A 12422-nucleotide genomic window follows, 5' to 3' on the forward strand; every position below is an offset into this window, starting at 1 on the left:
TGAGACCTCGGACGTGCCCGTTCGTTACGCGGGTCTCGACCGATTTCGAGCGGCGCCTTCACAGCACGCGGCGGGAACCGGGCCCATCTGAGCTGGTCGGAGACGGATCGGCCGACGCCCGCCTCGCCGCCTATCCGATCCCGAGGTTGCCCCGAAGCGTCGTGCCCGAGTACTCGGTCTTGAACACGCCGAGCTCTTGCAAGTGCGGGATCACCGCCCTGCCGAACTCGTCGAACGTGCCGGGGAAGTGCGTCGGAGTGATCAGGAACCCGTCCGCGGCACCAGACGCGAAGATCTCGGCGAGCCCCTTCGCCACCTCGCGCCCTGTGCCCACGATCTGCGGCGTCAGCTCACTCTGTGAGAATTCCACGGCGGCATCTGCGATCGTCGCCGTTCCCCTGCGGGAGCCGAGCAGCTCATCGAGCGCGGCGATGGCCCTGCAGCCTCGTTGCTCGTCCGTGGCCCGCTCGTCGAGGACCTTGAGGTACGGCTCTTCCGGGTCGACCTGCGAGAGGTCAAGTCTCGAGAAGTGGCCGAAGAACACCAACGCGGCTTCGGGCGTCACGAGCTCGCGAAGATAGTCGCGCCGGGCGCGCGCGATGTCGGTCGTCTCCCCCTTGATCGGCTGCACCGCGGCGAACAGCTTGATCCTCTCCGCCTCGCGTCCGATGGCGGTGGCACGTCGCTGGATGTCGCGCTTCTTCGCGAGCAGCTCCTCCGCCGTGCGCTCGATCGCGAAGATGACGTCTCCCCACCGTGCGCCGAAATCCCTCCCACGAGGGGAATCGCCGGCTTGCAGCAACACCGGCGCGGCCCCCGCGCGCGTGTCACTCCGCGCAGCCCATCGCGGCGCATCAACCGCTCGACCGTGCAGCGTGCGAGCTTGTGCCCTTCACAGCGCAGTTGAGCATGCACCTTCCTGACCCCGTAGACCCCGAGGTTCTCACTGTGCACCCGGTGGATCTGCGTCAGCGCGACTTCGTCGCTCACCGCCCGCGCAGACGGCTCGGCTGTCTTAGACGCGTAGTACGTCGACGGGGCGATCGGCAGCTCCTCGCAGATCGGCTCGACCCCGAACTCGGACTTGTGCGCGTCGATGTAATCGACCATCAACTGTGTGGGCGGTCGAGCTCCGCCGCGAAGAAAGCCGACGCGCTGCGCAAGATCGCGTTCGCCCGCCGCAACTCACCCACCTCCCGCTCCAGTTGCGCGATATGTTCCGCGTCATCCGTCGACCGGCCCGGACGCAGGCCACCGTCGATCTCGGCACGCTGCACCCAGCCGCGCAACGTGTCGCTCGGAATCCCCAACTGCTGCCCGACCCGCGTGCACGCCCCGCGACGGCCACCGTCCTCGTCACGCGCGGCCAGAACCAGCCGCACCGCCCGGTCCTTCAACTCAGGCGGATACTTCCTCAACCTCGGCATGCTCCACATCCTCTCGGGACCTCAGGAGCCTCCACCAAACCCGGGGCGCAACAGCGTCATCGTGCAGCAGACCCAAACGCAATCATGTCGTCCGGTTCCACAGGATGACGTTCGCGGTCTTCCCTCGCTTCAGCGCAGCAGCCCTCGCAGGAACCGCCTCCGCACCCCTGAGATGTCCGTGCCGGACCGCGTCGGATGGACGCGGTTCGTGAGGAGCACCGCCACATGTCCGCTCTGCAGTGACACGGCGAAACAGGTCCCGGTGAATCCGGTATGCCCGACGGCGTCGACGTCCCCCATCCACGACCGATCACGCACCCGCAGACCGATCGTCTGCCCGTAATCGGCGGCCGACACGACGCGCGGGGTAGTCATCATCCGCACGCTCGATGCCGACAGCACCGGACCCTCGCGCCCCTGCCCGCCACCGATCACCATCGACGCGAGCGCGACGACATCGTCGAGCGTCCCGAACAGTCCCGCATGCCCCGTAGGGCGCACCATCGCGTGCGCCAGCTCGTCGTGGACCTCACCGCGGATGGCGCCGCGACCCGGCTGCGTCTCCGTCGCCACCGCCATCGCGTGATCGGGTCGATACGTCAATGTGCCGGCCCCGAGGGGCACAGCGACCCGCTCCTGGACCAGGTCGTCGAGAGCACGCCCCGTCACGAGCTCCAGCACATGCCCTGCGACGACATAGCCGACGTCGGAGTAGAGGTGTCGTTCGCCCGGCTCGGCGATTCCCTGCGTGGCGAGCACGGCCTCGATCAGGTCATCGCCCCGCAGGCCGGCGCGCCACCCACTGTGCTCCGCAGGAACGCCAGCCGTGTGCGTGAGCAGGTGACGCAGCGTGGCTGCCCCGTGAGCGGGCGCGATCTCCCGCAGGGGCGCATCGAGGTCGATCACGCCGTCGTCGACCAGCACGAGCGCGGTGACGGCCGTGAAGACCTTCGTCAGCGATGCGAGGTCGAAGAGATGCTCTCGACCGAGAGGCGTGGGATCGTCGTGCGCGGGCGTCCCGAGAAGAAGCGTCTCCTCCGATCGCCTTCCGCGGATGACCGAGGCCCACGCCGACCCCGAGGCGCCGTTCACCATACGATCAGGTCCCGCTCTCTCAGACGCGGTGCCGTTCCTGTGGCCATCCGCGCCAGCCGCACGGCCCCGTCGAGGGGGGTCCCTTCGGCAGAGACGACCTCGACTCCGTCGGGCGCCCGTGACGCGACGCCCCGGAACAGCGCCGCCGACGAGAAGAGGCCACCGGTGAGCGCGAGGCGCGGTGGAACGCCCGGCCTGCTCAGAGCGGCACGAGCGGTCTCGGCGAGGCCTTCCGCCGCGGCGTCGAGGATGCGCCTCGCCGCTTCATCGCCCTTTTCCGCGAGTGCGATGACATCGGGGACGAAAGAGGCCATCACGGCCGCGCGGTCGTCTCGCCCGTAGAGCTGTGCGGGCCACGTCTCCGTCGGGCCGAAACGCTCGACGCCCCGCTCCAGCAATGCGCGCCCCGATGCGTCCCTGACGTCGTAGGCGCGCATGGCCTCGACGAGGGCACGCTGGCCGATCCATGCGCCGCTGCCGACGTCGCCGAGCAGATGACCCCATCCGTCCACTCTGTGGAGCGAGCCGTCCTCTGTCTGAGCGATCCCGATGGCGCCGGTGCCCGCGGCGACCGTCACCCCCGCGCGACCGGACAACGCCCCCAGATGCGCCGTCACCGCATCGGCTGCGAGCACGACGACCGCGCCCGGTGCGAGACCGCCGAGCGCGCCCTTCAGCCCGCCTCGATCACCGGCGAGCGTCGCGATCCCCGTCGCGCCGACCCCCAGAGACACGACGTCGTGAGGCTCGACGACGGCGAGGATCTGCTCGATGACGGCCCGTATGGCGATGCCCGCGCCGTCATCCGACGCCACGGCACCCGGCCCCGAGCGCTCGACCATCGCCTCGCCCGAGATGGCTCTCGCACGCGCCCCGCTCGCGCCGACGTCGATCCCGACGAGCCACCCCTCTCCTGGTTTCGTCACTTGCTCATCCCGGAGGTGAGCCCGCCGATGATCTGCTTGGTGGCGGCCAGGAACAGCAGCACGAGCGGGATTGTCGCGATGGTCAGACCCGCGAACAGCTGAGGCCAGTCCGTCGAGTACTCGCCGAAAAACCGTGTGAGGCCGACGGGCAGGGTGTATGACTCGCGGTCGCGCAGCAGGATGAGCGGATAGAAGAAGTCGTTCCACACCGGGACGAATCGGAACACGATCACCGTCGCGAGCGCGGGTCGGACGAGCGGGAGCAGGATCTGGAGGAAGGTCCGCAGCGGCCCGGCTCCGTCAAGACGCGCCGCCTCCTCGAGTTCCAGCGGAAGACGCCGGAAGAAGACCGTCAGGACGAACGTCGTGAACGGGATGCCGAGCGTCCCGTACACGAGGATCAGGCTGAAGAGGTTGCTCGTCATCCCCAGCGAGTCGAGCAGGTAGAACAGCGGCAGGATGGCAAGGTGCACCGGCAGCATGAGGCCGGAGAGGAACAGCGCCTCGATCCCCCGGAAGAACCGCGCACGCGCGCGAGCGAACGCATACGCGGCGAAGACGGAGACGACGGTCGTGACGACGACCGACCCGACCGTGACGACGATCGAGTTGATGAAGTAGGTGTCGAACGACGCCGTCAGCCAGGCGTTCTGGAAACTCGTGAACGACGGCGGGATGGGGATCCCGAGCGGATCCGACGCGATCTGCGTCTGCGTCCGCAGCGAGTTCGACACCATGAGCAGCAGCGGCCCGACCGCGATCACGGCGTAGCCCCACAGGAACACGTTCGCGATAATCCGGCCCGCCAACGACGTCTCGTGCTGAGGTCGGCGGCGGACGGGCGTCTTGCGCTCCAAGCGGGGCGCCTCCTGCGGGGTCGCGGGGACGTCGAGCGTCGTCATTCCCATCAGAACAGCTTCCGTTCGGCCCGTCGCACCGTCGTGGTGATGAGGACGGAGATCGCGAGGATGAAGAGGAACAGCACGGTCGCGAGCGCAGACGAGACGCCGATGGAGTTGGCATTGCCGGACTCGAAGGCCGTGCGGTAGAAGAGCAGCATCATGACGTCGGTCGATCCTGCGGGCGCACCGTTCGACCCGGCGAGCGCGAACGGGATGGCCATCGCCTCCATGCTGCCGATGAAGGTGAGCACCGTGATGATCCCGATGGTCGGCGTCAGCAGTGGCAGCGTGATGTAGCGGAAACGCTTCCCCGCCGTCGCGCCGTCGAGCGAGGCCGCCTCCTCGATCTCGTCGTCGATCCCGCCGAGCGCCGCGCCGTAGAGGAGGATGGGGAACCCGATCCATTGCCACGCGCTGACGAGCACGATGACCCAGATCGCCAGGTTCGGGTCGCCCAGCCACGGCAGGGCGAGGCTCTCCATGCCTACGCCTCGGAGGATCGCGTTCACCGGCCCGAACAGCGGCGAGAGCATGAGCGACCAGAGATAGCCGATCACCATGGGGCTCACGAGGTACGGCAGGGCGAACACGGTCTGGAAGAGGCGCTTCGTCCGGCGACGCCTGTGGAGCAAAGTGGCAATGCCGAGGCCCAGCGAGTTCTGGAAGACGAGAGCGCCCGCGAACAACAGCAGGTTGTGCCCGAAGGCGTTCCAGAGCTCAGACGCGTACGGCTCCTGCATGAGCAGCGTCACGTAGTTGCCCAGCCCCGCGAACCCGCCCTGTCGCGTCCCCTGCCACTTGAAGAACGAGTAGCTCAGCGCGGCGACCATCGGGTAGAGGATGAGGACCGAGAACAACGCCAGCGCGGGCAGCACGAAGGCGAGCGCGGCCGGTGTGCTCAGAGCCGTGCCGGTCTGCGTGCGACGACTTCTGGGCTTGGGCAGGGCGACGGGCGACGCCATGGTGACCTCTTCTCGAGACGGTCGTGGGGTACGACGCGCGTACCCCACGACACCGGATCAGGACGACGGCGTGAACCAGGTCGATATCCCTGACTGCAGATCCTCGGCGAGCTGCTCGGGCGTCTTCTGGCCGAGGAACATCGCCTGGATGTCGGGCCCGAGCACGGCCGTTCCCGTCGGGTCGCCGTACCGGAAGTCGACGAGCAGCAGATAGGGGGCGGGGTTCGCGGTGTACTGCTCGTTCATCTCCCGCATCAGAGCGTCGCTGTACTCGACCCCGGGAAGCGCGGAGAACTGCTCCACCTCATCAGCGACGAGCTGCCCGAACTCCGCGGTCGTCATCCAGTTGAGCAGCTCCGTCGCCTCCTCCTGCTGATCGCTCGACGCGTTGATGCCGAAGCTGCCGTCTGCGTACCCGGGCGTCACGGCGTGGTCGAGGACCGAACCAGGCGGCGGCGGAACCTCGTACACGCCCCACTCTGTGTCAGGGGCCGAGTCCTGGAAGGTGGGCAGATCGAACGAGCCGCCGGGCCACTGGGCCGCCTGCCCGGTGGTGAACTGCAGGGTGGCATCGGCGACGGCGATCGCGTTCACGTCCTTGTCGAAGTACTGCTGCAGGTCCTGGACGATCTGCAGCGAGGCGACGTAGTCGGGGTCGGTGAAGTCGGTCTCTCCGCTGAGGACCCTCTCCTCGAAATCGGCGCCCCCGTAGCGGGCCGAGCCGACGATGTCGGCGAACATCGGGAGCACCCAGTCCTCACGAGCGCCCAGCGCCATCGGTGTGACGCCTTCCTCGACGAGTGTGTCCTGCAGCGCGATGAACTCGTCCCACGTCGTCGGCTCCTCCAGGCCGAGGTCGTCGAACAACGTCTTGTTGTAGAACATCTGCATGGTCTGATAGGCGAACGGAACACCGTACGTCGCGCCGCCCTCGATCCCCTGTGCAGCTCTCAGCACCGTCGGATCGAACTGATCGAGTCCGTCGACGACGTCGTCGATGGGCACGATCTGCTCCGCCTGGATCGCCGACTGCGCTCCGCCGTACGCGCGCAGCATCGCGATGTCGGGGCCATCGCTCCCCTCGAGTCCCGTCGCGAGTATCTGGTTGTACTCCGTCGGCTGATAGCCCTCGAACTCGATGGTCACACCGGGATGCGATTCCTCGTAGACGTCGAAGACCGCATCCCACTTCGGGGTGGACGATGCCTGCCAGGACCAGATCGTCAAGGTGATCTCGTCGTCGCCGGACGATGACGGGGCGCATCCGGCGATGACGACGCCGGCGATGAGGACGCCCGCGGAGATCGCGAGGCGGGGGACGCTGTGACGCATGAGATTCCTCTCAGTTAGGTGAAGCGCTGCGTTCGGTGGGGATGAGGGAATCGAGTGCGCGCCGGACGATCCCGGACGCATCGGCCAGGGCTTGCCGTGCGATGTGGAGAGGAACGCCGCCGAGCTCGCTCACGAGGGCGGCCTTGAGATCGCCCTCCGCCGCGCGCAGCCGTTCCTGCGCGGCACCGGGCTCCAGGCCTGCCGCTTCCGCGAGGATGCGCACGGAACGTTCGCGAAGCTTCCTGTTCGTCGCGACGACCGACACCATGAGGTTCGACCAGGTGTATCCGCGGCGGACCATCACGGCGGTGGAGAAGGCGTTGAGGGTCATCTTCGCGGCGGTCCCTGCCTTCAGCCGTGTCGAGCCGGTGAGGACCTCCGGTCCAGTGTCGGCGACGACGGCGATGTCGACCAGCCTCCGATCGATGTCGGGGTTGCTCGTGATGAGCCCCGTCGCCGCACCGCGTGCTCGTGCCGCGTCGAGCGCGCCTCGCACATAGGGCGTCGTCCCCGACGCGGCGATGCCGACGACCACATCGTCATCGCCGATCTGCGCCGCTTCGGCCGCTCCGTCGCGTGCGGAGTCCTCGCTGCCCTCGATCGCGCGGTGCATTGCGTCGTCCCCTCCGGCGAGATGGGCGACGAAGACGTCCGGCGGCAGGTTGAAGGTGGGGATGAGCTCTGCCGCATCGAGCACCGCGAGCCGGCCGGAGGTTCCCGCGCCGAAGTAGTGGACCCTGCCACCACGTTCGAGAGCCCGGACGGCGACGTCGACGAGTTCGGCGAGCGCCGGCAGCGCTGCCCGCACGGCGACGGAGACCTCGGCGTCGGCGTCGTTGAGCGTCTGCAACAGGTCGAGCGTGTCGAGCTCGTCGAGTCGTTCGGACGCGGGGTTGCGGCGCTCCGTCGCGGGAAGCGCCGAAGCGGAAGCGGGGGTCGTCATCGGTGGGTCTCCAGGTGGTCGGTGATCCCACCTTCGTGAACCTCTTCCGATCTGGCAAGCTTTTTCGAAAAGTCGTTACTTGCTGGAAATTATTTCTCTGTCACCATGGAGGCGTGTCCACCAGCGCGACCACCGCCATCCACCAGCGTCTCTCGGGGCTGACCCCCACGGAGCAGCGCATCGCGCGCCACGTGCTCGACGACCCCGGTCGGGTCGTCGAAGCATCGATCACCCAGCTGGCAGCGGAGAGCGGAACATCGCCCGCGAGCGTGGCGCGCTTCTCCCAGAGCCTGGGATTCGCCGGCTATCCCGAGTTCCGTCTCGCACTCGCCACCGAGCTCGATCGCAACGAGTCCGACCGGGAGCGCTTCCAGGTCGCCGAGGGCGACGTCGACCGGCACGACGACGCGCACACCACGGTCCGGAAGATCGCCTTCGCCGAAGCCTCCGCCATCGAGCGGACCGCACGTCAGCTCGACATCGACGAGCTCGAACGGGGCGTCACGGCGATCCGCAAAGCGCGGCGCATCGACATCTACGGCGCCGCGTCGAGCGGGCTCGCCGCGCTCGACCTCGAGCAGAAGCTGCACCGCGCGGGGCTCGTGGCACAGGCGCGCACCGACCTCCATCTCGCCCTCACCGGCGCAGCACTCCTCGACTCTCGAGACGTCGCGGTCGCGATCTCGCACTCCGGGCGCACGCTCGAGATCGTCCAGGCGGCCGAAGTCGCCGCGGCGTCGGGCGCGACGACCATCGCCGTCACGAACAACCCGCGCTCCCCCCTCGCTCGCGTCTGCACGCTCACGCTCGTCACGGCAGTGGCCGACTCCACGTTCCGATCTGGCGCGATGGCCAGCCGCATCGCCCAGCTCGCCGTCCTCGATTTCCTGTTCGTGCGCATCGCGCAGGCCGACTACGACACGATCTCCGACAACCTGAAGCGGACGTACGATGCCGTCACCTCGCACAGGATCGACTGACGCATGAGGCTCGGCGTCGACCGGCTCCTCGACGACACGCACGCCGGTGCACGGTGGCGCGGGAAGCGACTGGGGATGGTCACGAACGACCTCGCGCTCACGTCGGATCTCACGCGCGGCCGAGAGGCGCTGGTCGAGGCGGGATGGCGGTTCGACGTGCTCTTCGGCCCGGAGCACGGACTCAGCGGAAGGGCACGCGAAGGAGAGCACGTCGGTGACATCGCCGACGCCGCGACAGGTGTTCCCGTCCGAAGCCTCTACGGTGAGCACGTGCGCCCGGCGGCGGAGGACGTGGCACCGCTCGACGCCCTGCTCATCGACCTGCCCGACGTGGGCAGCCGGTTCTACACGTACATCTGGACGATGAGCCATGTCCTCGAGGCGTGCGCAGACGCCGGCACGCCCGTGGTCGTGCTCGACCGCCCGAATCCCATCGGCGGCGACGTCGGGCGTGCGGAGGGCCCCGTGCTCGACGAGTCGATCGCCTCGCTCGTCGGTCGCTGGCCCCTGCCCATCCGGCACGGCCTCACGATCGGCGAACTAGCCAGGCACTGGGTGCGGACCCGTGCGATCGATCTCGAGCTGGACGTCGTCGAGCTCCAGGGCTGGTCGCGTCACGAGACCGCGATCGGCCGCAGCGACCTGACATGGATGCCGCCGTCGCCGAACATCCCGACCGCGGCGACGGCGCTGCTCTATCCCGGCACGTGTCTGGTGGAGGGCGTCAACGTCGCCGAGGGTCGCAGCACGGCGGTGCCGTTCCGGGTGCTCGCCGCGCCGTTCATCGACGGAGAGCGGTATGCGGCACGTGTGAACGAGGAGCGGCTGCCCGGAGTCCGCGCCGTGCCCTACGGCTTCACTCCGCTCGTCCGGGATCACGCGGGCGTCCCGTGTGAAGGCGTGATCCTTCACGTGACGGACGCGGAGGTGCTGAGACCCGTCCGCACCGGCGTGCGACTGCTCTCGCTCCTCGCCGAGATGCATCCGGGCCTTCTCGAGGAACGACCGGGAGTGCCGGTCCCCGGCGAGTCGGACGCCTCCCCGCTCGAGAAGCTGTTCGGAGTCCGAGGCGCGTTCGCGCAGATCGTCTCGGGCGAATGGGACGACCCCGCCCGGCTTGCCGTGCCCGACTGGCTCGACGCCGCGGAGCCCGACCTGCTCTACCGGTGACGGCCGGGACGGCCGAAGGAATCCCATACCTCGCAAGACAGCAGGTCAGAGGACGTTCACAGGCACCGCCTCCGCCGCGTCGGTTGTGATTCACTCCGCGGGTGCGGTTGTCGAGTACGAGCTTCCAGAACGACCCGCGCTGGACGATCGTCGCGGCGGGGGTCTTCGGATCGAAGACCCCCAGGATCACGTGTGGGAAGTTACCGGTGATGTGCCGTCGCCCAGTTCCGTCCGTCACGCCGACTCGCGGACGACCAGGGTCCCGGGCAGCGTGTGCACGCCGCGGGGTAGCGGGCGTCGGCCGCGGATGGCGTCCTCCAGCATCTGCGCGGCGCGCACGCCGAGCCGTCCCAGCTCGAGGTCGACGGTCGTGAGGGGCGGTCTCGCCGCCTCGGCGAGCACGCTCCAGTTGTCGACTCCGACGACGGCGACCTCGTCGGGCACGCGCACGCCGCTCTCCCGAAGGCCCGTCACGGCGCCGCGGGCGAGCTCGTCGCTGGCGCAGAAGACGCCGTCGACCTCCAGCCCGCGGGTGAGGACGTCGCAGACGGCCTCCCTCCCCCAGCGTTCGCTCCACTCCCGCGAGAGCGGCTCGTCGACGAGGCCCAGCCCGTGCCTGGCGAGCGTGTCGACCGTCCCGCGGATGCGCTCTCGCACGACCGTCTGCCGGAGCGGCCCGGTGATGTGCACGATGCGCTCGCGCCCGATGGCGAGAAGACGTTCGACGGCCGTCTCCGCCACCCCGGCGTGGTCGGGGACGATGGACGAGTCGGCGGGATCCTCGGACGGCTGATAGGCGTAGAGGACGGGGAAGGGGAAGTCGCGGCCGAGCGACGGGCGCGGATCCGTGGACTTGCCCGTGACGATGACGCCGTCGACCCTCCGCTGCACGAGGAAGCGGATGTAGAAGTCCTCGCGCACGGGATCGTCCCGCGCGTCGCACATGAGCACCGACACCTGCCCCGGCCCGAAGGCGTCCTCCGCGCCGAGCATGAGGGGGATCGTGAATCGTCCGTAGCTGTCCGACGTCACGACGCCTATCGTCAGGAGCTCCGCGAGCCCCGGGTCGTGGCGGATGAACGACGGGCGGAACCCCAGCGTGCGCGCCGCCTTCATCACGCGGACGCGCGTGGCCGGCCTCAGCTGTCCTGTGCCGTTCATGACCTTGGAGACCGTGCCGACGGAGACGCCCGCGATCCCCGCGACGTCCGACAACGTCACGCGTGCACTGCCTCGCTCCATCGTGGGGCCTCCTGGGCTCAGGGTATCGAGGATGGCACGACCATGGCCGGCGTCGTCACGACGCCGGCCATGGTGATCGTCGGTCACGAACGACCCAGAACCTCCTTCGCCTGACGGACGAAACGCTCGCCGATGTCATCCACTTCGAGGAACTCCGGTAGGTCCCGCAGATAGTTCTGCATACGACCCTGAAACGGCTCGGTCCAGTGCGCGGGCACGTTCTCGAGCCCGATGGTCGCGCCCACGATGCTCGCGGCGGTCGCGCTCGTGCAGTCGTTGTCGTTCCCCATCGCCACGGTCTCGCCCACGACGCGCGTGAAGTCGCGGCCGCCGAGCAGGATCCCGAACACCACGTACAGCGCGTTGTTGATCGCATGCCCCTCAAACATGTGGGGGTAGCGCTCACTCACGAGACGCGCCGCATCCCGGTAGTCGGAGACCTGGGACGACACGTCGAACGCCCATCTCACGCCCTCCGCCAGCAGGCTCTCCTTCGGGATCTCCTGCAGCGCGATCTCCAGCGCCTCCGCCGGCTCGTCGACCGCGAACGCGGCCGAGACCGCTGCGGCCATGAACATCGTCCCGTATACGCCGTTGCGGCGATGATTGAGCGATGCGTCCTTGAAGGCCAGCTCGGCGGCCTTCTCCGGCCATCCCGGCGCCGCATACCCCCAGGCGTCCGCCCGCGTCCATGCGGCGATCGACTGCACGTTCGGATTGCGATGCCGTCCGGCCCTGCGGGGCTCGATGCCCTGCTGGAGGTTCTGCAGGAACCGGCGCTCGCCCCAGAAGACGCCCCAGCTGCCGTTCTCCTCCGAGTGGATCGGGAAGTTCCGCTGCCAGGTCGCCGCCTGCTGCTCGGGGGTGAACTCCGGCCCGTGCTCCTCCAGGGTGAGGAGTCCGATCAGGGTGTACGCCGTGTCGTCGTCGACGGGGATGTACTGCATCCGTCCTCGGCGCAGGTCGTCGGTGTTCCCGACGATGTAGCGCGGGCTGCCGGGCAGCCGCGCGAAGGAGAAGAAATCCGTCGGCGGGTACTCCTCGTCGAACTGACGCCCCCAAGCCTCCATCTGGTCCACGGACCAGAACTCCACGGCGGCGCCCAGGGTGCATCCCGCTCCGCGCCCGAGCAGCGATCCCCTCCAACGGGAGAGGTAGTCCTCGGGGACTTCGGCGAGCAGCCTGCGCTCTCCCTGCGGCCTCGCCTCGTGGATGTCCGCCAGCGTCTCGGGCTCGTCCGGCTCGGCGGGCGCCGTCGAGACGAGCTCGTCGAAGTCCGCCAGCTTCTGCTCGAGCGCCTCACGCGTGGCCGCGACGATGCGGTCGGCCTCCTCCGCCCTGCCGAACTCGGCGGCGAGCGACTGGTATCGCCGGACGTCGTCGACGAGGTGGTCGAGCTCGAACTTCGGCGACGGCGTGTAGCCGATGTCTTGGACTCTCATT

General features: G+C 68.7%; 12 protein-coding genes, 1 pseudogene and 1 other annotated feature. Of the genes and pseudogenes, 2 read left to right on the forward strand and 11 right to left on the reverse strand.

The annotated features are described in order from the left end of the window. Window positions 1-130: 130 nt before the first annotated feature. The 9 genes and pseudogenes from N8K70_RS13390 to N8K70_RS13425 form a co-directional block, all read right to left on the reverse strand. The gene (locus N8K70_RS13390; protein ID WP_394357847.1) at window positions 131-805 is read right to left on the reverse strand and encodes an LLM class oxidoreductase; all 675 of its coding nucleotides are present in this window, start codon (window positions 803-805) and stop codon (window positions 131-133) included. A gap of 23 nt (window positions 806-828) precedes the next feature. Next, a pseudogene (locus tag N8K70_RS17145) lies at window positions 829-1110 on the reverse strand (IS3 family transposase); the annotation flags it as partial. Then, window positions 1036-1149: a sequence feature (AL1L pseudoknot), on the reverse strand. Its footprint overlaps the pseudogene before it by 75 nt. Continuing rightward, window positions 1110-1427 carry a transposase gene (locus N8K70_RS13395; protein WP_317138845.1) on the reverse strand — a complete coding sequence of 106 codons (318 nt, stop codon included), beginning with the start codon at window positions 1425-1427 and terminating at the stop codon, window positions 1110-1112. It overlaps the preceding feature by 40 nt. The gene N8K70_RS13395 and the pseudogene N8K70_RS17145, both read right to left, overlap by 1 nt. Window positions 1428-1556: 129 nt before the next feature. After that, window positions 1557-2522 (reverse strand): serine hydrolase domain-containing protein, encoded by a 966-nt coding sequence (locus N8K70_RS13400; protein WP_317138846.1) that lies wholly within the window; start codon window positions 2520-2522, stop codon window positions 1557-1559. Then, on the reverse strand, window positions 2516-3448 hold the full coding sequence (locus tag N8K70_RS13405; protein WP_317138847.1) for an N-acetylglucosamine kinase: 933 nt from the start codon (window positions 3446-3448) through the stop codon (window positions 2516-2518). Before N8K70_RS13405 ends, N8K70_RS13400 begins: the two co-directional genes overlap by 7 nt. Next, on the reverse strand, window positions 3445-4356 hold the full coding sequence (locus N8K70_RS13410; RefSeq protein ID WP_317138848.1) for a carbohydrate ABC transporter permease: 912 nt from the start codon (window positions 4354-4356) through the stop codon (window positions 3445-3447). Before N8K70_RS13410 ends, N8K70_RS13405 begins: the two co-directional genes overlap by 4 nt. Next, window positions 4356-5312, reverse strand: a complete 957-nt coding sequence (locus tag N8K70_RS13415; protein ID WP_317138849.1) for a carbohydrate ABC transporter permease — start codon at window positions 5310-5312, stop codon at window positions 4356-4358. The genes N8K70_RS13410 and N8K70_RS13415 overlap by 1 nt, the downstream gene beginning before the upstream one ends. A 57-nt stretch (window positions 5313-5369) precedes the next feature. Beyond that, a complete protein-coding gene (locus N8K70_RS13420) occupies window positions 5370-6644 on the reverse strand; it encodes an ABC transporter substrate-binding protein (protein WP_317138850.1) in 1275 nt (424 codons plus the stop codon). Between the two features lie 10 nt (window positions 6645-6654). Further along, complete coding sequence (locus N8K70_RS13425; protein WP_317138851.1) at window positions 6655-7587, reverse strand: N-acetylmuramic acid 6-phosphate etherase; 933 nt, start codon at window positions 7585-7587, stop codon at window positions 6655-6657. 113 nt (window positions 7588-7700) lie between these two features. Between N8K70_RS13425 and N8K70_RS13430 the strand changes: the two genes are divergently transcribed. Together N8K70_RS13430 and N8K70_RS13435 are read left to right on the forward strand one after the other, a co-directional pair. After that, window positions 7701-8567 (forward strand): MurR/RpiR family transcriptional regulator, encoded by an 867-nt coding sequence (locus N8K70_RS13430; protein ID WP_317138852.1) that lies wholly within the window; start codon window positions 7701-7703, stop codon window positions 8565-8567. A 3-nt stretch (window positions 8568-8570) separates the two neighbouring features. Continuing rightward, entirely contained in the window at window positions 8571-9737 is a 1167-nt protein-coding gene (locus N8K70_RS13435; protein ID WP_317138853.1) for an exo-beta-N-acetylmuramidase NamZ family protein, read from the forward strand. A gap of 234 nt (window positions 9738-9971) precedes the next feature. Here N8K70_RS13435 and N8K70_RS13440 read toward each other — a convergent pair whose 3' ends face one another. Further along, window positions 9972-10958, reverse strand: coding sequence for a LacI family DNA-binding transcriptional regulator (locus N8K70_RS13440; protein WP_317138854.1), 987 nt, complete (start codon window positions 10956-10958; stop codon window positions 9972-9974). 104 nt (window positions 10959-11062) lie between these two features. Then, window positions 11063-12421 (reverse strand): ADP-ribosylglycohydrolase family protein, encoded by a 1359-nt coding sequence (locus tag N8K70_RS13445; protein WP_317138855.1) that lies wholly within the window; start codon window positions 12419-12421, stop codon window positions 11063-11065. Between the last annotated feature and the right edge of the window lies 1 nt (window position 12422).

The organism is Microbacterium sp. AB, assembly GCF_032878875.1.
In the GTDB taxonomy this organism is placed as follows: domain Bacteria; phylum Actinomycetota; class Actinomycetes; order Actinomycetales; family Microbacteriaceae; genus Microbacterium; species Microbacterium betulae.

What these genes read in the sequence shown, in the direction of transcription:
- N8K70_RS13410 (WP_317138848.1), bottom strand. Translation starts at nt 4,356, where the DNA reads ATGGGAATGACGACGCTCGACGTCCCCGCGACCCCGCAGGAGGCGCCC.
- N8K70_RS13425 (WP_317138851.1), bottom strand. Translation starts at nt 7,587, where the DNA reads ATGACGACCCCCGCTTCCGCTTCGGCGCTTCCCGCGACGGAGCGCCGC.
- N8K70_RS13445 (WP_317138855.1), bottom strand. Translation starts at nt 12,421, where the DNA reads ATGAGAGTCCAAGACATCGGCTACACGCCGTCGCCGAAGTTCGAGCTC.
- N8K70_RS13420 (WP_317138850.1), bottom strand. Translation starts at nt 6,644, where the DNA reads ATGCGTCACAGCGTCCCCCGCCTCGCGATCTCCGCGGGCGTCCTCATC.
- N8K70_RS13415 (WP_317138849.1), bottom strand. Translation starts at nt 5,312, where the DNA reads ATGGCGTCGCCCGTCGCCCTGCCCAAGCCCAGAAGTCGTCGCACGCAG.
- N8K70_RS13395 (WP_317138845.1), bottom strand. Translation starts at nt 1,427, where the DNA reads ATGCCGAGGTTGAGGAAGTATCCGCCTGAGTTGAAGGACCGGGCGGTG.
- N8K70_RS13435 (WP_317138853.1), top strand. Translation starts at nt 8,571, where the DNA reads ATGAGGCTCGGCGTCGACCGGCTCCTCGACGACACGCACGCCGGTGCA.
- N8K70_RS13400 (WP_317138846.1), bottom strand. Translation starts at nt 2,522, where the DNA reads ATGGTGAACGGCGCCTCGGGGTCGGCGTGGGCCTCGGTCATCCGCGGA.